The organism is Pararhizobium sp. (assembly GCF_965279435.1).
Classification (GTDB): domain Bacteria; phylum Pseudomonadota; class Alphaproteobacteria; order Rhizobiales; family Rhizobiaceae; genus Pararhizobium.
Map to the genome: position 1 here is coordinate 840,659 of NZ_CBDIHY010000003.1, position 21,842 is coordinate 862,500.

At 58.3% G+C, this 21,842-nt stretch carries 12 protein-coding genes, 1 tRNA gene and 2 rRNA genes; 6 read left to right on the forward strand and 9 right to left on the reverse strand.

Annotated elements, in window-relative coordinates; all coding sequences use genetic code 11:
* Both ACQY8Q_RS09705 and ACQY8Q_RS09710 read left to right on the forward strand, forming a co-directional pair.
* Nucleotides 1-924, forward strand: coding sequence for a nucleoside hydrolase (locus tag ACQY8Q_RS09705; protein ID WP_428426394.1), 924 nt, complete (start codon nucleotides 1-3; stop codon nucleotides 922-924).
* Entirely contained in the window at nucleotides 921-2,708 is a 1,788-nt protein-coding gene (locus ACQY8Q_RS09710) for an adenine deaminase (RefSeq protein WP_428426395.1), read from the forward strand. Before ACQY8Q_RS09705 ends, ACQY8Q_RS09710 begins: the two co-directional genes overlap by 4 nt.
* Nucleotides 2,709-2,821: 113 nt before the next feature.
* Here ACQY8Q_RS09710 and ACQY8Q_RS09715 read toward each other — a convergent pair whose 3' ends face one another.
* The 6 genes from ACQY8Q_RS09715 to ACQY8Q_RS09740 all read right to left on the reverse strand — a co-directional run bounded on the left by ACQY8Q_RS09715 (nucleotide 2,822) and on the right by ACQY8Q_RS09740 (nucleotide 11,619).
* Entirely contained in the window at nucleotides 2,822-4,549 is a 1,728-nt protein-coding gene (locus ACQY8Q_RS09715) for a M14 family metallopeptidase (protein ID WP_428426396.1), read from the reverse strand.
* Nucleotides 4,550-4,553: 4 nt separating this feature from the next.
* A complete protein-coding gene (locus ACQY8Q_RS09720; RefSeq protein ID WP_428426397.1) occupies nucleotides 4,554-5,402 on the reverse strand; it encodes an ABC transporter permease in 849 nt (282 codons plus the stop codon).
* 6 nt (nucleotides 5,403-5,408) lie between these two features.
* On the reverse strand, nucleotides 5,409-6,332 hold the full coding sequence (locus tag ACQY8Q_RS09725) for an ABC transporter permease (RefSeq protein WP_428426398.1): 924 nt from the start codon (nucleotides 6,330-6,332) through the stop codon (nucleotides 5,409-5,411).
* Nucleotides 6,333-6,399: 67 nt separating this feature from the next.
* On the reverse strand, nucleotides 6,400-7,935 hold the full coding sequence (locus tag ACQY8Q_RS09730) for an ABC transporter substrate-binding protein (protein WP_428426399.1): 1,536 nt from the start codon (nucleotides 7,933-7,935) through the stop codon (nucleotides 6,400-6,402).
* A 40-nt stretch (nucleotides 7,936-7,975) separates the two neighbouring features.
* Nucleotides 7,976-9,796 (reverse strand): ABC transporter ATP-binding protein, encoded by a 1,821-nt coding sequence (locus ACQY8Q_RS09735; protein ID WP_428429737.1) that lies wholly within the window; start codon nucleotides 9,794-9,796, stop codon nucleotides 7,976-7,978.
* Nucleotides 9,797-10,446: 650 nt separating this feature from the next.
* Nucleotides 10,447-11,619: a M20 aminoacylase family protein gene (locus ACQY8Q_RS09740; protein WP_428426400.1), complete on the reverse strand. Its 1,173-nt coding sequence runs from the start codon at nucleotides 11,617-11,619 to the stop codon at nucleotides 10,447-10,449.
* Between the two features lie 138 nt (nucleotides 11,620-11,757).
* Here ACQY8Q_RS09740 and ACQY8Q_RS09745 point away from each other — a divergent pair, with 138 nt between their 5' ends.
* The 4 genes from ACQY8Q_RS09745 (at nucleotide 11,758) to ACQY8Q_RS09760 (ending at nucleotide 17,656) form a co-directional block, all read left to right on the forward strand.
* On the forward strand, nucleotides 11,758-12,462 hold the full coding sequence (locus ACQY8Q_RS09745; RefSeq protein ID WP_428426401.1) for a phosphoribosyltransferase: 705 nt from the start codon (nucleotides 11,758-11,760) through the stop codon (nucleotides 12,460-12,462).
* A 356-nt stretch (nucleotides 12,463-12,818) separates the two neighbouring features.
* Nucleotides 12,819-14,768, forward strand: coding sequence for a PrkA family serine protein kinase (locus ACQY8Q_RS09750; RefSeq protein ID WP_113247280.1), 1,950 nt, complete (start codon nucleotides 12,819-12,821; stop codon nucleotides 14,766-14,768).
* A 26-nt stretch (nucleotides 14,769-14,794) separates the two neighbouring features.
* Nucleotides 14,795-16,108: a YeaH/YhbH family protein gene (locus tag ACQY8Q_RS09755; RefSeq protein ID WP_428426402.1), complete on the forward strand. Its 1,314-nt coding sequence runs from the start codon at nucleotides 14,795-14,797 to the stop codon at nucleotides 16,106-16,108.
* Nucleotides 16,109-16,120: 12 nt separating this feature from the next.
* On the forward strand, nucleotides 16,121-17,656 hold the full coding sequence (locus tag ACQY8Q_RS09760) for a SpoVR family protein (RefSeq protein ID WP_428426403.1): 1,536 nt from the start codon (nucleotides 16,121-16,123) through the stop codon (nucleotides 17,654-17,656).
* A 115-nt stretch (nucleotides 17,657-17,771) separates the two neighbouring features.
* Here ACQY8Q_RS09760 and ACQY8Q_RS09765 read toward each other — a convergent pair.
* From ACQY8Q_RS09765 to ACQY8Q_RS09775, 3 genes are all read right to left on the reverse strand, one after another.
* Nucleotides 17,772-17,848, reverse strand: a tRNA-Met gene (locus ACQY8Q_RS09765).
* Nucleotides 17,849-18,255: 407 nt separating this feature from the next.
* A 5S ribosomal RNA gene (gene rrf, locus ACQY8Q_RS09770) occupies nucleotides 18,256-18,370 on the reverse strand.
* Between the two features lie 248 nt (nucleotides 18,371-18,618).
* A 23S ribosomal RNA gene (locus tag ACQY8Q_RS09775) occupies nucleotides 18,619-21,425 on the reverse strand.
* Nucleotides 21,426-21,842: the final 417 nt, after the last annotated feature.

Here is a 21,842-nt window from a genome sequence, read left to right on the forward strand (position 1 = left end):
ATGGGTGTCTGGATCGATACGGATATGGGCTTTGACGACATCGCCGCCATTCTGGTGGTGATGCATGCGGGCATGGCAATCGACGGTGTATCGCTGGTGTTCGGCAATACGCCGATGGATCAGGTTCGTCGCAATACCGCAGGTGCGGCCAAGGCTTTCGGCTGGACCATCCCCGTTCATGCCGGACGCAGTCAGCCGGTTTTGGGTGCGCTCGAAACCGCGCAGGACATTCTCGGCGAGACCGGCATTCCAACCGCCGGACTGACACTGCCGGATGCCGGTGATGTCGCAGGCGACGATGCTTTCAAAGCGCTCTGCCGCTGGCTGGAAAACACGCCCTCCCCCCGCCGCATCCTGGCACTCGGGCCGCTCACCAACATCGCAGCCCTGGCCCTGGCGCGGCCCGATCTGGCCGCCCGGATCGACGAACTCACCTGGATGGGTGGCGGGCTGTCGCGCGGCAACCACACGGCATCAGCCGAGTTCAACGCACTTGCCGACCCGGAAGCTGTCGCCATCGTGCTGTCGCATGGCCTGCCGCTGCGCATGGTCGATCTCGACTTCTGCCGCAAGGTTCTGGCCGCACCCGGCGATATCGAGCCGGTCCGGCAGGCAGGCGGGGCTAATGCCGCGCTGCTCGCTGACATGCTCGCCGGTTACATCGACATCGGCGTCAGCCGTGGCCGCCCGGCCATGGCAATCTATGATCCATCCGCCGCCGCAGCCTTCGTCCGCCCCGACCTTGTCACCTTCCAACCGGCCCGGATCAGTATGGAGCTTGCCGGTTCGCTGACACGCGGCCGCACCGTGGTGGAAATCCGCGCCAGCCACGGCGCCTTCAATGCCGAATTCGCAGCCGATTGCGATGCAGCGGCGATCAAATCGATCGTGCTGGATGCCCTGCGCTGGGAGGCCGGCAAATGACACATCCCGCAGCAGGTGAACCCGCCGACCTCAATGACGCCGGCCTGCGCAGCCGCGCGGTTGCGGCAGCACGTGGCGATGCCCCCTTCGACATCCTTATCGTCAACGGCACTTTGGTCGACATGGTGACGGGCGAACTGCGGGCGGCCGATATCGGCCTCGTCGGACCGCTGATCGCCAGCGTGCACCCGGCCGGGGTAAGGGCGGATGCGGCAGAGATCATCAATATCTCCGGTGGTTTCGTTTCACCGGGCCTGATCGATACGCATATGCACATCGAAAGCTCGATGGTGACGCCCGCGACCTACGCGTCCGCCGTTCTGGCTCGCGGCGTGACGACGATCGTCTGGGATCCGCACGAGTTTGGCAATGTCCATGGCGTCGCCGGGGTGCGCTTTGCCGCCGATGCCGCCAAGATGTCGCCACTGCGGATGATCCTGCTGGCTCCCTCCTGCGTGCCGTCAGCACCCGGATTGGAACTGAACGGCGCAGATTTCGATGCCGATGTAATCGCCGATCTCCTGTCCTGGCCGGAAATCGGCGGGATCGCTGAGGTCATGAACATGCGCGGCGTGATCGACCGCGATCCGCGCACGAGCGCCATCGTTCAGGCGGGTCTTGCCTCGGAAAAGCTGATCTGCGGCCACGCGCGCGGCTTGAAGGGTAGCGATCTCGCGGCCTTCATGGCTGCCGGTATCAGCTCCGACCACGAGTTGACATCAGCCGCCGACCTGATGGAAAAGCTGCGCGCCGGCATGGCCATCGAGCTGCGCGGCTCCCACGATCACCTGCTGCCGGAATTCGTCGAGGCCTTGAACCAGCTCGGCCATCTGCCGCAAACCCTCACCCTCTGCACCGACGACGTCTTTCCCGACGATCTGGTAGCAGGCGGCGGTCTGGACGACGTCGTGAGGCGGCTGGTGCGCTACGGGCTGAAGCCGGAATGGGCGCTGCGGGCGGCAACGCTCAATGCCGCGCAACGGCTGGGCCGCTCCGATCTCGGCCTCGTGGCTGCAGGCCGCCGCGCCGATATTGCCGTGTTCGACAACCTCACTGATCTCAAAGCCAGCATCGTCATCGCCAACGGCGTTGTTGTCGCCAAAGACGGCCACATGCTTGCGGACATCACATCTGCCGATACTTCCGTGCTTGCGCACTCGATGAAAATCGCGCCGCTGACGGCCGATGAATTCCGCGTCGCCTCCAGCGAAATGACCGTCCGGATCGCCACCATCGACCAGCCGCGCTTTACCCGCTGGGGTGAAGCGCAGGCGGATGTGTGCGATGGTTTTGTCGTGCCGCCGGAAGGCACGACACTGATTGCGGTGGCGCATCGCCATGGACGCAGCGACAGCCGTTCGCGTGTCGGTTTCCTACGCGGCTGGGGCGAATGGCGCGGCGCCTTCGCCAATACCGTTTCCCATGATAGCCATAACCTCACGGTGTTCGGCAGTGATCCGCAAGACATGGCGCTTGCCGCCAATGCCGTGATCGCTGCTGGTGGCGGCATGGCGGTAGCATCCAATGGAATGGTCAAGGCAATTCTGCCACTGCCGCTTTCAGGCCTGGTCTCCGGTGCGCCGCTGGACGATGTGGCCCGGGATTTCGCAGGCATTCGCGCCGCCATGGACGAGATCGTCGACTGGCAACCGCCTTATCTGGTCTTCAAGGCCTGCTTCGGGGCAACCCTTGCCTGCAATGCTGGACCGCACCAGACGGACCGGGGCATTGCCGATGTCGAAACCGGCACGCTGATGGAGAGCCCGATCCTGCCCACGGCATGATCGCCCGCCACCGTCCAATCCTCCAGCACTTCGGTGGCGAATTCGGGCCGGGTGTGTGAACGTTCATGGCCGGTCATCCCCGATGACCTGCCATGTTTAACCGTTGGAAGGAATCAGCTGACCGGCACGATTTCCTGCCACGCCGCATAGGCGGAGAGAACCAGTTCCATCTGAGCCGTGTGACCCGCGACAAACTCTTCGCCGTAGATGGTCTCGTCCGGATATTCGGTGATCAGGGTCATCGGCACGGTATGGCGATCATCCACCGAAATGAGGCAGGGGAAGCCGTTGATGATGCGGAAACCGGTTTCACCGGCATGGATCTCGTAGAGTGCGATCTGCCTGTCATTATACGCCAGAAGCCCGGGTATCTCGCCGAGATGCCGCGTCACCCGGTCGAGCAACGTTTCCGACTGGCTTTCCCAACCAGCATGATGGCGCACGATGAGGAAAAAGCCTTTGGGCAGCGTCCAGGCGGCAAAACCACGCGGCACATAACCCGACAGCGGCCGGGCCCACTCATGCGCGGGATAGCCATGCAGGTTCACATGCAGCTGTGCACTGCTCAACTCCTGCGCCTTGAAGCGGATTTCCTTTTCGTTGACGTGCCCGGCGGAGTTTTCATGTGTACGATATTCGAGATCGTCGCCAAGCGCGGTATAACGGGCGGCGTGATGCATGTGACGCGGGTTGTCACGGCGCAAGCGCTGGTGCACAGCATAACCATCCGGATTCTCAAGCGGCGAAACGGTGAAATGCGCGCCCTGGCGCCCTGTAAGCTTGGCTGCAGCGCGCAGGGCACCGACGATGCCCGTGGTCTCGTTTGGATGCTGCCCGCCGCTGACCATCACCGGAGCATCGCTGCCGGCGATATAGCGCGCTGAAACTATGCGGCCGGATCGGGTGCGAGCGGCAAAGCTTTCCCCGCCGATCGCTTCCAGCTGTGCCGTCACCTGGGCTGCGGCCAGCGGTTCGCGGGCCACATCGATCGCCTGCTCGGCACCGTCCAGAAAAGCGGTCGACAAAACGCGGGTGGCTATATCGAGCGTGATGGCGCCGTCGGCCTTCACGACTTCCGGCACGATCATTCCGGGCTTCAGACCACGATCCCCCAGCGGGCGGGCGGACTTCTTCTGGAAAAACTCGAGAAGCGAGAAATACAGGTCCTCATGAAGCGCTTCACGCAGGCTGACCACCTCATCGCCAATCGCCAGCGGCTCGTCGCTAGCCGGATGGCCGATGCGGATGTTCAGCTCTTCGAAATAGGGCTCGACCTGGCCCCAGTCGTAATCGGCGATCGCGGAGATGGCAGCCTCGAACACGGCCTCATAGTCCGTTTCCAGCCGTTCGCCTGACGTTTCACCTGCGCGACGCAGCCAACCGGTCGGTGAGAGATTGGTCTGCCCGACACGGTCCTGATGAACCCTGTTCGGCGCAAGCACGGTAAAGGATTGCGCGGTGCCGGCACCCGTCAGCATCACGTCGTAGAAGAACCCATCGTCGGCACGTGGGATAAAAGTAGTCTTTGCGTCACCGACAAGCGCTGCCAGCGGATAGGTCTCAAGCCTGAAGCGGTTCTCGGATGCTGCGGCATGGACCGGATAGCGGATTTCGATAGCTTCGATGCCGTTAAGATCAACCTCTTCGAGAAAAAATGCGAGCAACGGCTTGTAGGCGCTGCGGATGCGGGCCGTGATGCCTTGTTCGGCCAGCTTGCGCTCCACCACTGCGCGGCTTTCGCGGTCGTCGAAGGTCCACGCCTCGAAACGGTCGCCCGGAACGGCGCGCGCCGACAGTTGATCGAGTGTACGTTCAAAGGATTTCTGTAAAATCACGTTCATCGGATTACCTCGAAGTTCTACCAGTTGGATCAAGGCTGTCGCGCAGCCAGTCGCCGAGAAGGTTGAGGCCAAGCACGGTCAGAAGGATCGCAAGGCCCGGAAAGACGCTGACCCACCAGGCAGTCTGGAGATAGGTGCGGCCATCGGCCAGCATGCCGCCCCAGCTCGGAATGGTCGGATCGACGCCGAGACCGAGGAAGGTCAGGCTGCTTTCCAGAAGGATGTTGTTGGCAACGTTGAGGGTCATGAGAACGATGACCGGTCCGATCAGGTTCGGCAGCAGATGCTGAAAGATGATACGCCAGTCCTTCACGCCGATGGCGCGGGCAGAAAGAATGAATTCCCGCTCGCGCAGCGTCAGCACCGAGCCGCGCACCACCCGCGCATATTGCACCCATTGCGAAACGATCAGCAGGATGATGGTATTGGTCAGACTGCCGCCAACGATGGCGATGAAGGTGATCGCGAGCAGGATGAACGGCATGGCGAGCTGCAGGTCGGCAAAGCGCATCACCAGCATATCCCAGAAGCCGCGATAATAGCCGGCAATCAGGCCCATCAGCACGCCGAAGATCACCGCGCCGATCACCGACGTAAAGCCGACCAGCAGCGAAATCTTGCCGCCGGCAATCACCCGCGCCAGCACATCCCGGCCGAGCGGGTCCGTGCCCAAGGGGTAGGCCAAGGTGGTAAACGGCTTGGTGAGACGGGCGATCAGGTTGATCTTTTCGGCGCCGCCGGGAAACAGCACGTCGGACAGCAGCACTGCGAGGCAGATGATGAGCGTCAACGAGGCGCCGAGGATGAACTCGAGGCTGTAGAACCGCGACAGGCGGGAGGTCTTGGTGGCCATTGGCGGTTACTCCGTACGAATGCGCGGATCAACGAGCCCATAGGCAATGTCGACCAAAAGATTGACGCCGACGATCATCAGCGACAGGACGGTGATGACGGCTTGCAGGACGGGGTAGTCGCGGGCTGACACCGCATCGAAGGCAAGCGTGCCCATGCCCGGCCAGTTGAAGACACGTTCCACGACAACGATGCCGCCGAGAAGTCCGCCGAACTGCAGCCCGAAATAGGTGATGAGCGGAATGGCGCAGTTTCGTAGCGCGTGCTTGTAGAGCACCGTCGTTTCGCTGAGCCCCTTGGCGCGCGCCACCATGACATATTGCGACTGCAGGGTTTCCAGCATGGACGTGCGCACCAGCCGGACATTGGTTGCCGTCAGGATGATGCCCATTGTCACTGCGGGCATGACATAACTCGTCCATCCCGACATGCCGCTTGGCGGCAGCCAGCCAAGCGTCACTGCAAATAAAAGGACCAGCATGGTGGCGAGCCAGAAGTTCGGGAAGGAAAGACCGATCAGCGAGAGGATGCGGATCGCCTGGTCAGCGCCCTTTCCTCTTGCCGTCGCGGCCTTGATGCCGAGCGGTATGGACAGCGCGATCGACACGAACATGGAGATGAACGCGAGCAGCAGTGTGGCCGGCAGCGCATTTCCGATCAGCATTGAAACAGAGGTTCCCCCGGTAAAGCTGCGCCCGAAATCAAGCGTCACCATTCCCTTGAGGAAGTTCAGATATTGCATGATGAACGGCTGGTCGGTGCCCAGTGATGCACGGATGCGCATCAGGTCCTCTTCCGTCATGCTGCCACCGCCCTGAAACATCATCAGAGCAGGATCGCCAGTCAGGCGGATGGCAAAGGAGACCACCAGCGTGATGGTGAAGACGACGAAGATCGCCTGCAGCAATCGTTTGATAAGGAAACCGGCCACGTTCATTATCCTTGAAGGTAAGGGAAAACGTGCCGCCCGTTAGCCGGGCGGCACAAAGGTCTGCAGATTACTCGACGGTGACGTCGGTCAGCTTCAGGCGGTTGTCCGAAGGAGCAACGAAGCCCTTCACCCGCTTGCTGATGCCGTAGATGGCGTTGCTGTTGTAGAGCGGCAGTTCCAGCGCGCGGTCGGCAGCATAGCGGCCGACTTCCTTGAGGATCTTGTCCCGCTCAGCGCGGTCCGTCAGCGGACGCTGCGATTCCAGCAGCTTGTCCAGCGTCTCGTCCTTGTCGTAGGGGTTCCACTTTTCACCGGAGTGATACATGGCATAGGCTGTGTTGTCGTAGTCGAACGTCCAGCCACCCCACTTCTGCTGGAACATCGCGCCGGTCTTGCCCTGCGGGATGATGTCGTTGATCAGGACATTGGTCTCGTAAGGCTTGATCGTCGCGGTAATGCCGACCATCTGCAGGTAGCTAGCAACCACCTGGGCAACTTCGTTCATCGTCGAGTCATTGCCACGGATATCGATCTGCAGGGTTGCGCCCGGCTTGATCCCGGCTTCAGCGAGAAGCGCCTTGGCGCCCTCCGGATCATAGGCCACAGCCTTCAGGTCCGCATCGTAGCCGAAGGACAGCGCGCTCTGGAAGCTGACGATCTCGGAGGCCTGGCCGGCGAGGATCGACTGGACGATCGTTGCGCGGTCGACGGCCATGATGATCGCCTTGCGCACCTTGGGATCGGCAGTGATACCGTCGCGCGTGTTGAAGCGCAGGGCATCAACCGTCGGTCCCGGAACGCTGACGATAGCAAGGTTTGCGTCACCTTCGATCACTGGAATCATGCCGATCGGGATGGTCGGTGGGATGACCAGATCGACACGGCCGGCCTGAAGCTCGGCAACAGCCGTCGCGGGCTCGGTGATGAAACGATATTCCACTTCGGAGAGCTTTGGCGCGCCGCCCCAGTAATCCGGGTTGGCTGCAAGCTTGATATCGACCTTGGGAGTGTAAGACACGAACTTGAACGCGCCTGTGCCGACAGGATTAACGTTGAAATTGTCCTCACCCTTTTCCTGGATGTACTTCGGCGGAACGATCATCGCGCCATAACCCGCAAGCTTGGTCAGCAACACCGGATCGGGCGTCTTCAGCTTCATATCGACGGTATAGTCGTCGATCACTTCAACACTTTCGATGGTGGTGTAATTGGAGCGCTGCGGCCCCTTAGCGCCTTCTTCGCCGAGCAGGCGTTCGAAGGTAAACTTCACCGCCTGGGCATTGAAGGCTTCGCCATCGTGGAACTTGACGTTCTGGCGCAGTTTGAAGCGGATACGCTTGCCCTCGTCCAGCTCTTCCCAGGATTCAGCAAGGCCCGGCACGAGCTTGAGATCGGGGCCACGATAGGTCAGTCCGTCGAAGATGTTGGTCGCGACGGCTGCCCACTGCACCAGGAAGGTGTCGATCGGATCCCAGCTGCCCGGGTCCTGCGGGCTGGAAATCGTCATCTTGCCGGCGGCAAGGGCCGGTCCGGCGTAAAAAGCAGCACCCGACAAGGCCAGTGCCATGAAGGTTGCTGTCAGTCCCCGTTTGATTGTTTGCATGTCGCTGTTCCTCTCAGTTGCTTGCAATTTTTCGCAGGTATCAGGCGACTTTTGCGACAAAGTGGCCCGGATCAATTTCCTCGTGACCGAGAATGGCTGGTTCATCGCCAACGCGGTGAACCGGATTGGGTATGTCGCCGGTGATGAGGGTGCTTTTGCGCTCCCTGTTCGGATCGGCGACGGGAACGGCGGAGAGAAGGCGGCGGGTGTAATCGTGCCGCGGTGTCTCGAACACCTGCTGACGGCTGCCCATCTCCATAATCTGGCCCAGATAAAGCACTGCAACGCGATGGCTGATTTCCTCGACCACCGCCATGTCATGACTGATGAAGAGATAAGCCAGACCGCGCTCTGCCTGCAGATCCATGAACAGGTTGATGATCTGTGCCTGGATCGATACGTCGAGCGCCGATAGCGCTTCGTCGGCAATGATCAGCTTCGGCTCGGAGGCGAGCGCGCGCGCGATGCAGACGCGCTGGCGCTGCCCGCCGGAAAATTCATGAGGATAACGATCCGCATGGGCCGATGTCAGCCCGACGCGCTCAAGCAGTTCGTCGACACGACGGCGCACGGCCTTGGTGCCCAAAATCAAGCTATGTGTATTGATCGGTTCGGCGATCGAGAAACCGACGGTCTTGCGTGGATCGAGCGAGGCGAAGGGATCCTGGAAGATATATTGGACGTTCTGGCGCAGGCGAAAACGTTCGGCCTTCGACATCGATGAAAACGGTTTTCCGTTGAACGCTATGTCGCCTGTCATCGCAGTCTGCAACTGCTGGATCGTCCGGCCGATGGTCGACTTGCCGGAACCGGATTCGCCCACAAGCGCGAGCGTCTCGCCGGGATAGATGTCGAAGGCAACCTTCGATACAGCACTCAGGCGATGCGTTACCTTGCCGAAAAGGGACTTGCGAATATCGAAGCTGACGGAAAGGTCCTTGACAGAAAGCAGTGGCTTTTCGTCATAGCGGGCGGTGTCCTGCACGCGCTCCTCGCCGACAATTACCGGCGCGCCATCGCGCAGCACGGTAACGGGCATACGCTTGGGAAAGACTTCCCCGGTCATGCTGCCCAAGCGAGGTACTGCCGCCAAAAGCGTGCGGGTATAGGGGTGCTGCGGATTGGCGAAAATCTCGCGAACGGGGCCTTCCTCGACCTTCTTGCCCTTCCACATGACGACGACATCATCTGCCATCTCGGCCACGACGCCCATGTCATGCGTGATGAAGATCATGCCCATGCCGAGTTCCTGCTGCAGGTCCCGCATGATGTGGAGGATCTGCGCCTGGATTGTCACGTCGAGCGCTGTTGTCGGCTCGTCGGCAATCAGCAGTTTTGGCCGGCAGGCCAGCGCCATGGCGATCATCACGCGCTGGCGCATGCCACCGGAAAGCTGATGCGGGTAACGCTTCAGAAGCTGTTCGGAATCGGGCAGGCGAACCATATCCAGAAGGCGCCGCGCCTCTGCCATCGCAGCGGATTTGGTCATGGCTTCGTGCAGCAGCAAAACTTCGCAGATCTGTTCGCCGATCGTGAAGACCGGGTTGAGCGAGGTCATCGGCTCCTGGAAGATCATGGCGATCTCCTTGCCGCGAATGCGCCGCATTGCCTTCTGGGAGGTTTGAAGCAGATCCTTTTCGCCAAACAGGATGCGACCCGAAGAGAACGTTGCCCCCATCATGTCTGCAAGCCGCATGACCGCCAGCGACGTGACGGATTTACCGGAACCGGATTCACCGACGACCGCCACGGTCTTGCCGGGCGCGACAGAGAAAGAAAGGTTTTCCACCACACGGTTCACGCCAAAATTGACCGTCAGGTCTTCGACCGAAATCAGCATTTGGCGATCAGTCATCGGCATCGTCATGTCAGGGCCTCCGGCTGCTCTTGCGCCATGGGGTGAATGAAGCGGCAGACTGCCGTGGTGAAACGCGCATGATGACGGCATCCGCCAACTGGAAAAGACCAGCCCACAAAAGCCATCAGAAAGACGTGAGGTGGACGCTAATGAATGTGAACAATCATGTCCATAGTGTTGAGCAATAAATACATATCACCCTACAGTTGGATACATAATGTTGATTGATCAAAGCTTTCCTTGATCTTATTGCTCCATGCAGCCCACGCGCCGACCCGGCATAAACAAGCGGAGCCGGTTCAATCGGAAAGAATGGGCAAGATCAAAGGATTGCGCCGTTGGCAAGCAGCAGCGGCGCCGTCGGGTCGAGGCTCTCGGCTAAACCGCAAATCTGAATTGAGCGGGAATTGCTTTTTTTGCGCAAGACGCTGTCGGAGATGGTCAACACGCTGACCAGTCATGAACTGGCCGCAGCAGGTCCGGGCTTGCCACTCGCCTTTTTACAGCGATGGAAGTTCATAGCTCCGGACACGCCCGGCAGACCTGATGTCGACACCGGGTGTCATCTATCCAAACACGAACCATTTGTCAGACCGAAAGAATACGCTTCGTCGCGTTATCGGGCCTGCGAATGACCAGCGGAACATAAAGGCTCAGGCGGGCGCCAGTTCCTGTTCGACCAGCATTGTCCAGAATGCAACACCCGGGCCGATCGCCGCGTCGTTGAAATCATAGGCGGTGTTGTGGTGCAGGGCGCCATCGACGGCGGGCCCGTTGCCGAGCCAGACATAACAGCCCGGAGCTTCGCCGGCAAAATAGGCGAAATCGTCACCGGCAGTCGATGGTGGAAACACGGTTCTAAGCTTGTCGCCAAAAACAGTGCTGGCAGCCTTCAACGCGCGCGCCGTGGCATTGGCATCATTGACGACAGGCGGGATACGGCGCTCGAACCCGTAGTCGGCTGCAATGCCGTACATTGCTGCGGTGCCGCTAGCCAGACGGCCGATTTCGGTTTCCAGCTGATCGCGCACTGCCGGCGAATAGGCCCGCGCGGTGCCACCAATCTCGACAATATCCGGAATGACATTGAGCGCCTGTGGATTGCCCGCCTGCACCGAACAGGCACTGACCACAGCCGGCTGCAGCGGATCGACCACCCGGCCGACAATCGTCTGCAGCGCGGCAAGAAAAGTTCCGGCCGCCGTGATCGGGTCCTTGCCCAGATGCGGCTTGGCGCCATGGGTACCGGTGCCGCGAAACGTCACGCGCCAACTATCGGAGGAGGCGAGCTGCGGCCCGGCAACCACGGCCATCTCATCAATATCGAGGCCCGGCATATTGTGCAGGCCGTAAACTGCATCGCAGGGAAATCGCTTGAACAGCCCATCCTCGACCATGCGCCGGGCGCCGCCACGGCCCTCTTCCGCCGGCTGGAAGATGAAATGTACGGTACCGGAGAAATTGCGGGTTTCCGCCAGATAGCGCGCAGCTCCCAGCAAAAGGGTCGTGTGACCATCATGGCCACAGGCATGCATCTTGCCATCGACCGTGGACTTGTAGGGACGCTCCGCCGTTTCCGGCATCGCCAGTGCATCCATGTCGGCGCGAAGGCCGATGCTGCGAGTGCCATTGCCGATTTGCAACGTTCCAACCACGCCGGTGCCGCCCAGTCCGCGCGTCACGGCGATTCCGGCCTTCTCCAAAAGGCCGGCGACGATAGCGCTGGTACGTTCTTCCTCGAAGCCGAGTTCCGGATGTGCGTGCAGATCGCGGCGCAACGCGGTGAGGAAAGGCAGGTCGGCAGTCAGAATTTCGGACAGGCGCATCGGCAGGCAATTCCTTGGATCGTGGTGGTCTGTTGTGTGTCGGGGCTCCACAGACTTCCCCTGGACGTTCTTCCGGTATAGAGCAAAACCACAGAAAACCGAACACCTCCCTCACAGTTTGGCTCAAAGGAAGACGCCGTGCAGCCGCATGACTTCTGGCAGGAAATCCATCCCGCAAACACGTTCGATCCGGACAAAACCCACCGGGATTTTTATCCGGCCACCCTGACGGACGGGCGTCAACTCCGCCTGCCGATCCGCCCGCTGTCCGATGGCACCCATGCTCTGGCATCGCTGATCGTCAATCAGGCAAGCTTTGCGGTGCAGAATGTACTAGCGGCTCAGCTTGCCGAAAAGCTGAAACCGTTCCAACCCGACGTCATCGTCGGCCTGCCGACCCTCGGCCTAACGCTCGCCAGTGCCGTTGCTAGAGCGCTCGGCCACAGCCGTTATGTTCCGCTCGGAACCTCGCCAAAATTCTGGTACCAGGCCGAGCTATCGGTGCCGATGTCCTCGATCACCACTCCGGACCAGACAAAGCGGCTCTATATCGATCCGCGCATGCTGCCGCTTCTGGAAAACCGCCGCGTCGTTCTCATTGATGACGTCATTTCCAGCGGCACATCCATCGTCGCCGGCCTTTCCCTTCTGACGATAGCCGGCGTTGAACCGGTAGCCATCGGCGCCGCCATGCTGCAATCCCGTCGATGGGTAGACCGATTGACGGCTCTGGACGTCCGCTGGCCGCAGATAACCGCCGGGGTTTTCCCCACGCCGTTACTGTCAAAAATGCCCGATGGCAGCTGGAGCGCCTCCGGCAACCTGTTGCCTAGCCCTGTTTGATCGAGCCGAAAAATATCAACCGGGTGTGAAATACAAGACACTTCCCCGAAAGTTGTGAACATTGCGGATGGCATGATGGTTGTCGGCACTATTGTGTTACGCTGAACGGGAAGAATTCGGAACGATCATCAAAGACGGTGATTCGGATTTGAGCGAGGTGCGCGATCACCGGTGCGCCCTTCGACAAGGATCCAGGATCCGTCGGTCCCGCCCAAATGGTGCGGCCATCTTCGTTATGAGATTCTCAGCAGTAACAATTATTTGAAGGAACTTTCGAGAGCAAGGAAACGTTCATCTCGTTGAGCGAGCCGATAGGCAGCGATCCCGTCTCAACGAACCGGCCGCGGGAGAGCATAATGCAAAACACCCAGTCCGATGTCTTCGACCTTTTTTCGGAGATCTATACCAGCACAGCGCAGGAGGAGATCAGTCTCCAGGAATATCTGTTTGCGTGCCGCGACGATAAAAGCATGTACGCCACCGCACAGGAGCGCATGGTCGCCGCCATTGGAGAGCCCAATTTCGTCGAGACCAGTGCCGACGAGCGCCTCGGCCGGATCTTCTCCAACCGAACCATCAAGATCTATCCGGCATTCGCCGATTTCTACGGAATGGAAGACACGATCGAACGGATCGTCGGCTATTTCCGCTATGCCGCGCAGGGCCTCGAAGAGCGCAAGCAGATCCTTTATCTGCTCGGTCCGGTCGGTGGCGGTAAATCCTCGCTGGCCGAAAGGCTGAAGAAACTGATGGAGTTGCGGCCGATCTATACATTGATGGTCGGTGGCCAGATCAGCCCGGTGTTTGAATCTCCCCTCGGCCTCTTCCACCCTGAGCGCATGGCCGACCTTCTCGAAGATAAATACGGGATTGCAAGACGTCGCCTGACCGGCATGATTTCGCCTTGGGCGACCAAGCGCCTTGACGAAGTTGGTGGCGATATCTCAAAGTTCAGCGTCGTCAAGCTGATGCCGTCGCGCCTGCGCCAGATCGGCATCGCCAAGACCGAGCCTGGCGATGAAAACAATCAGGACGTCTCCTCGCTGGTCGGCAAGGTCGATATCCGCCAGCTCGAAAACTTCAGCCAGGCCGACCCCGACGCCTATTCCTATAGCGGCGGTTTGAACCGCACGACGCAAGGTCTGCTCGAATTCGTCGAGATGTTCAAGGCACCGATCAAGGTCCTGCACCCGCTTTTGACCGCGACACAGGAAGGCAACTACAACGGCACGGAAAATTTCGGCGCTTTCCCCTATCAGGGCATTGTCGTTGCCCACTCGAACGAATCCGAGTGGCTGCAGTTCAAGAACAACCGCAACAACGAGGCCTTCCTCGACCGCATCCTGGTGGTCAAGGTGCCCTACTGCCTGCGCGTTACCGAAGAGCGGCAGATCTACGACAAGCTGCTGCGTGAAAGCGAGCTTGCCAAGAACCCTTGCGCGCCGGAGGTTCTGGAAAGCCTGAGCCGCTTCACCGTTTCGACACGGCTTACCCCGCATGAAAACTCGCCGCTTTATACCAAGATGCGGGTCTATGACGGCGAGAACTTGAAGGACGTCGATCCCAAGGCGAAGTCTGTTCAGGAATATCGCGATGCCGCCGGTGTCGATGAGGGCATGAACGGGGTCAGCACACGCTTCGCCTTCAAGGTGTTGTCGGAGACCTTCAACTACGACAGCAAGGAGATCGCTGCCGATCCGGTGCATCTGATGTATGTCATCGAACAGGCAATCAAGCGCGAGCAGTTCCCCAAGGAAACCGAGGCTGCCTATCTCAATTTTATCAAGTCGGAACTAGCCACCCGTTATGCCGAGTTCATCGGCCATGAGATCCAGAAGGCTTATCTGGAATCCTACAGCGAATACGGCCAGAACCTGTTCGATCGCTATATCGCCTATGCCGACGCCTGGCTCGAGGATCAGGACTTCAAGGATCCGGATACCGGGCAAAACCTCAACCGGACAATCCTCGACAACGAATTGTCGCAGATCGAAAAACCGGCCGGCATCGCCAATCCGAAGGATTTCCGCAATGAGGTTGTCAAGTTCACCTTGCGGGCCCGCGCCAAGAACAACGGCCGCAATCCGTCCTGGATGAGCTATGAAAAACTGCGTGAAGTGATCGAGAAAAAGATGTTCGGCCAGGTAGAGGATTTGCTGCCGGTCATCAGCTTCGGCTCCAAAAAGGACAGCGCCAGCGAAAAACAGCATGCCGAATTCGTCCATCGCATGATCGAGCGAGGATATACCGAACGGCAGGTGCGCAGGCTGGTTGAATGGTACATGCGCGTCAACAAAGCGGGGTGAGACATAGCGATGTCCAGGGGTAGCCAATGCCGAATTTCATCGACCGCCGTCTCAACCCGAAGGATAAGAGCCTCGGGAACCGCCAGCGCTTCCTGAAACGGGCCCGCGAGGAGCTGAAGCGCTTCATAAAGGACCGCGTCAAGACCGATCGGATTGCGGACGTGGATTCCGGCCACGCTGTCCCGATGCCTGCGCGCGGCGCCAGCGAGCCGACCTTCCAGCCCGCCCGCGGCAGCGGCGACCGGCAATATGTTTTGCCGGGCAACCGGGACTACATGCCGGGAGATCGCATCGACAAACCACAGGGCGGCGGCGGCTCTGGTTCTGCTGCCGGAAAAGGCGAGAACGAGGACGATTTCCAGTTCCTTTTGTCGCGCGAGGAAGTGCTCGAACTGTTTTTCGAGGATCTCGAACTTCCCGACATGATCAAGCTCAGCCTAAAGGAAGCCGTCGCCTTCAAACCGCGCCGTGCAGGCTTTGCCACCAGCGGTTCTCCAACCAATATCAATGTCAGCCGCACCATGCGCAACAGCTACGGACGCCGCATCGCCTTGCAGCGGCCCAAGCGGAAAACACTGGAGGCGTTGGCGCAGCAAATTGAAGAGCTCGCGGCGCAAGCGGATCCCGACCTTGTCCAGCGCCAGCATCTGGCCGCCTTGCGGGCACAACTTGACCTGCTGGAACGCCGACGCCGACGCATCCCCTATGTCGACCCCGTCGATATCCGTTTCAACCGGTTCGAGCGCCAGCCGCTGCCCAATGCCAATGCGGTGATGTTCTGCCTGATGGATGTCTCCAGTTCGATGGGCGAGCGGGAAAAGGACCTTGCCAAGCGCTTCTTCGTCCTGCTGCATCTCTTTTTGAAACGCCGCTACGACCGGATCGACATCGTCTTCATCCGTCACACCGACGAGGCGGGGGAAGTCGATGAAAATACCTTCTTCTACAGTACCCAGAGTGGTGGCACCGTGGTCTCAACGGCGCTGGAGGAAATGCTGCGGATCATTCAGAAGCGCTACCCCGCAAAGGAATGGAACATCTATGCCGCCCAGGCATCCGATGGCGACAATGTCTCCCGCGATTCGGAACGCTGCGCCTCGCTTCTGACATCCGAGCTGATGCGGCTTTGCCAGTATTACGCCTATGTCGAAATCATCGACGAGCGCGAGAGCGAAATTTTTGGCTCGACTGACAACGGTACCTCGCTCTGGCGCGCCTATCGCACCGTTGATGGCGAATGGCCGAATTTCCAGATGACCCGGATCGCCCGGCCATCCGACATCTACCCTGTCTTCCGAAAGCTCTTCGCCAGGCAGCCAACCCTGCAATTTCGCAGCTGAACGGAGCCCGGCATGGCAAAGAACGCTGGCGCAAAACTGCTGTTCCACAGTTCCGACTGGAACTTCAAGACGTTGTCGCACGCCTATGACGCGATCGAGAAAATCGCGATCGATGAACTCGGGCTCGACGTCTGTCCCAACCAGCTCGAAATCATCTCCTCAGAACAGATGCTCGACGCCTACTCGTCCGTCGGCATGCCGCTGATGTACCAGCATTGGTCTTTCGGCAAACGCTTCGTCTACGAGGAAAACGGCTACCGCAAGGGCCATCACGGCCTTGCCTATGAGCTGGTGATCAACTCCAATCCCTGCATCACCTATCTGATGGAGGAAAACACCATGGCCATGCAGACCTTGGTGACCGCCCATGCGGCCTTCGGCCACAATCACTTTTTCAAGAACAACTATCTGTTCAAGCAATGGACCGATGCCGGCGCCATCCTCGATTATATGGAGTTCTCCAAGAAATACATAACCAAGTGCGAAGAGCGCCATGGTACGGCGGCCGTCGAGGCCATTCTCGATTCCGCCCATGCCCTGATGGATCAGGGCGTGTTCCGCTACCGCCGACCGCCGCGCCTGTCATCGAAGAAGGAACAGGAGCGAGCCCGGGAAAGACTGGAATACGAGGAGCAGACCTATAGCGATCTGTGGCGGACCCTTCCGCGTGCCACCGGCCGGCCTGACCCGGAAGAGGCCGAACGCGACGCCTTGGAACGAAAGAAGGTTCTTAATCTTCCGGAGGAAAATCTTCTCTATTTTCTGGAGAAAAACAGCCTGATCCTGGAACCGTGGCAGCGGGAGCTGCTGCGTATCGTGCGGGTAATCGCCCAGTATTTCTATCCGCAGCGGCAGACCAAAGTGATGAATGAGGGATGTGCAACCTTCGTGCATTATACCATCATGAACAGGCTGTTCGATCAGGGCAAGATCAGCGAAGGCTCAATGCTGGAAATGCTCCACAGCCATTCCAGCGTGGTTTTCCAGCCGTCCTTTGACGATCCGCGCTATTCCGGGATCAATCCCTATGCGCTTGGATTTGCGATGATGCAGGACATTGCGCGGATCTGCAATGAACCGACAGCGGAGGACCGAGACTGGTTTCCGGACATTGCCGGCAGCGGCGCGTGGCGCGAGACCCTGCTGGATGCCTGGGCCAATCACCGCGACGAATCCTTCATCCTGCAATATCTAAGCCCGGCGCTGATCCGCAAATTCAGGCTATTCCAGCTGACCGACGAGGCGGACAACAAATATTGCGAGGTCGCCTCAATCCATAACGAGCGAGGTTATGCCGAAATCCGCAAGGCGCTGGCTGCAAGCTACGATGTTGCCGCCAACCAGCAGGACATCCAGGTTGTCGATGTTGACCTTCTCGGCGACCGGCAGCTACGCTTACAGCACCGGATCAAGAACGGCGTGCTGCTGGAGGAAACCAGCCGCGATGCCACGCTTGTGCATGTCCGTCATTTGTGGGGTTATGGTGTTAGCTTATCGGGTGTTGACGGAGAGACGGGTGCGGGGCGTTATGCGTGTTCAACGGCTTGAGGTAGCCTTTGCTCCTGCCGCTTGCCGTCCCGCTTTTCCATCCCCCTTTGAACGTGGAAAAGCCCGCATCCGTTTCCGGATCGCGGGCTTTTGGGTGTTTTTTTGGTTTTAAGTTTGGTTGCGGGGGCAGGATTTGAACCTGCGGCCTTCAGGTTATGAGCCTGACGAGCTACCGGGCTGCTCCACCCCGCGTTATCTCTGCATTCGGCTTTAGCCGAATGTCGGAACCGTGCAAATCCGTTAGGATTTGTCGCGTTACCAGCGTATTCGGCGAAGCCGAATATCGCGACAAGGAAACCGCCTTCTGGCGGTTTTCGTCAATAGCGCAAACCGAAGGTTTGTCGCTTACAGGTTGGGCTGTATTTGCCTTCCCTTGTTCATTTCAGCGCAAATTCGCAGAATTTGTCGCCTTGATGTTCCGTATCAGGCAGAGGCCTTTAGCGGAACCGGCTGTTTTTCGATCGAAAGACAGCCGGTTTGTATATTTTCCGGCATTATACCGAAGCAAAAAGGCCGCTTGAGGGCGGCCTGCTGTTCGGCTTTGGCCGGGTTTTGTTCTGAGAAGATAGTGTATTTGGTATAATTCTTGCCATTAATAGACCTGGCAGCGACCTACTCTCCCGCGTCTTAAGACGGAGTACCATTGGCGCAGGGGCGTTTCACGGCCGTGTTCGGAATGGGAACGGGTGCAGCCACCCCGCAATAACCACCAGGTCAACTAAGGGCAAGAATTGCTCCGGCGACGGAGCAAAACCAAATGAGAAGCTGGCGAGGGAGGCGTTGCCTCTCTCCTTTTTAGTCTTTGAACACGTTTTGTTGCTCTTCTTCCGGTCGAAGACCGCAAGCGCAGAGCGCGTCGCCAATCGTTTGGCGCGCCGTCCGCAGCGCAGCCGCCTTGCGGCGACAGCGTGAGGACAAAACAGATGGCTTAAGTTCATCTTCGATGAACATAAGCAATGAGAACAATCAAGCCAATCGAACGATTAGTACCGGTAAGCTTCATGCATTGCTGCACTTCCACACCCGGCCTATCAACGTGGTAGTCTTCCACGGTTCTCAAGGGAATACTCGTTTTCAGGTTGGTTTCCCGCTTAGATGCCTTCAGCGGTTATCCATTCCATATATAGCTACCCTGCTATGCGGCTGGCGCCACAACAGGTCCACCAGAGATATGTCCATCCCGGTCCTCTCGTACTAGGGACAGATCCTGTCAATATTCCTACACCCACGGCAGATAGGGACCGAACTGTCTCACGACGTTCTGAACCCAGCTCACGTACCGCTTTAATTGGCGAACAGCCAAACCCTTGGGACCTGCTCCAGCCCCAGGATGCGATGAGCCGACATCGAGGTGCCAAACAACCCCGTCGATATGGACTCTTGGGGGTCATCAGCCTGTTATCCCCGGCGTACCTTTTATCCGTTGAGCGATGGCCCTTCCACACGGGACCACCGGATCACTATGACCGACTTTCGTCTCTGCTCGACTTGTCAGTCTCGCAGTCAGGCGGGCTTATGCCATTGCACTCGACGAACGATTTCCGACCGTTCTGAGCCCACCATCGCGCGCCTCCGTTACTCTTTCGGAGGCGACCGCCCCAGTCAAACTACCCACCATACACTGTCCCGGATCCGGATAACGGACCGCGGTTAGACATCCATGACGATAAGGGTGGTATTTCAAGGATGGCTCCACGAGAACTGGCGTCCCCGCTTCAAAGCCTACCACCTATCCTACACATGCCGACACGAATGCCAGTGTAAAGCTATAGTAAAGGTGCACGGGGTCTTTCCGTCTGACCGCAGGAACCCCGCATCTTCACGGGGAATTCAATTTCACTGAGTCTATGCTGGAGACAGCGGGGAAGTCGTTACGCCATTCGTGCAGGTCGGAACTTACCCGACAAGGAATTTCGCTACCTTAGGACCGTTATAGTTACGGCCGCCGTTTACTGGGGCTTCAGTTCAAAGCTTGCACCTCTCCCTTTAACCTTCCAGCACCGGGCAGGCGTCAGGCCCTATACGTCGTTTTGCAACTTCGCAGAGCCCTGTGTTTTTGATAAACAGTCGCTACCCCCTGGTCTGTGCCACCCCTCCATACTTGCGTACGAAGAGGTCACGCTTCTTCCGAAGTTACGCGTGCAATTTGCCGAGTTCCTTCAGCATAGTTCTCTCAAGCGCCTTGGTATACTCTACCTGACCACCTGTGTCGGTTTCGGGTACGGTCTATACGGTGGAGCTATTTCCTGGAACCGCTTCCTCGCCCACTCAATCCAATAAGAGCAAACAAGTTACGCAATCCGTCACTACCACCAGGCCCACGAATATTAACGTGGTTCCCATCGACTACGCATTTCTGCCTCATCTTAGGGGCCGGCTAACCCTGCTCAGATTAACTTTAAGCAGGAACCCTTGGTCTTTCGGCGAGGGGGTCTCTCACCCCCTTTATCGTTACTCATGTCAACATTCGCACTTCCGATACCTCCAGGACCCCTCACAGGTATCCCTTCACAGGCTTACGGAACGCTCCGCTACCACTGCGGCAACCCGAAGGTTGCTACAATCCTCAGCTTCGGTGCATGGCTTTAGCCCCGTTACATTTTCGGCGCAAAGACCCTTATTTAGACCAGTGAGCTGTTACGCTTTCTTTAAATGATGGCTGCTTCTAAGCCAACATCCTGGTTGTTTTGGGATCCTCACATCCTTTCCCACTTAGCCATGACTTGGGGACCTTAGCTGGAGGTCAGGGTTGTTGCCCTCTTCACGACGGACGTTAGCACCCGCCGTGTGTCTGCCGACTAGTACTCCTCGGTATTCGGAGTTTGGTTAGGATCAGTAAGACGGTGAGTCCCCATAGCCCATCCAGTGCTCTACCCCCGAGGGTATTCGGTCGACGCACTACCTAAATAGTTTTCGCGGAGAACCAGCTATTTCCGAGTTTGATTGGCCTTTCACCCCTAGCCACAAGTCATCCCAATCTATTGCAACAGATGCGGGTTCGGTCCTCCAGTTGGTGTTACCCAACCTTCAACCTGCTCATGGCTAGATCACTCGGTTTCGGGTCTAATGCGACGAACTGAACGCCCTATTCAGACTCGCTTTCGCTGCGCCTTCACCTATCGGCTTAAGCTTGCTCGTCACACTAAGTCGTTGACCCATTATACAAAAGGTACGCCGTCACCCTTGCGGGCTCCGACTGTTTGTAGGCAACCGGTTTCAGGTTCTATTTCACTCCCCTTGTCGGGGTGCTTTTCACCTTTCCCTCACGGTACTTGTTCGCTATCGGTCATGCACGAGTACTTAGGCTTAGAGGGTGGTCCCCCTAATTTCAAACAGGATTTCACGTGTCCCGCCTTACTCAAGGACCTTGGGTGTTCTACATGTACGGGGCTATCACCCGCTACGGCCGGACTTTCCATTCCGTTCCACTTTATTCCCCAAGGCCACTGGCCTGGTCCGCGTTCGCTCGCCACTACTTGCGGAGTCTCGGTTGATGTCCTTTCCTCCAGGTACTTAGATGTTTCAGTTCCCTGGGTTCGCTTCTTACACCCTATGTATTCAGGTGTAGATACCTTATCACAATGCTTAGAAACCCAAACTGAGCCTAAACTCAGCTTGGATTCTCTAAGCATTTAAGGTGGGTTTCCCCATTCGGAAATCCATGGATCAAAGCTTATTCGCAGCTCCCCACGGCTTATCGCAGCGTATCACGTCCTTCATCGCCTGTGCATGCCAAGGCATCCACCAATTGCCCTTATTTCACTTGATCGTTCTCATTGCCAATGCTCATCTTTGAGTTGGTCTTGGCAAACCTTACCTTCTCGCTTGCGCTCGAAGGGGTGCCAAGCCTGGCTATACGGACACCTTTCAGTGTGCCGCACCAGTTATCCAACGGATCAGGTTACCTTTTACAACCAAATCCAAATCCAGATGCCATCAACGTGTTCGACCTGATCCTCATATGAAGGCACGCCGGTGCACTTCGAGGTCAGATCTTTAAGACCAGCTTCTCGAGATCTGTCCGGGGATGCGCGGTCAGGCAACATCCATCGACATGTCGTCAGAAGTGGACCCCAGAAACACCAAAATCCCCAAATCCTTCGCAGGACTTGAAGTTTTGACGATCCTAAAACCACCAACAACAAACATGCCTTGAGTAACAAGCTTCCTACCTACCTCCAGTCCC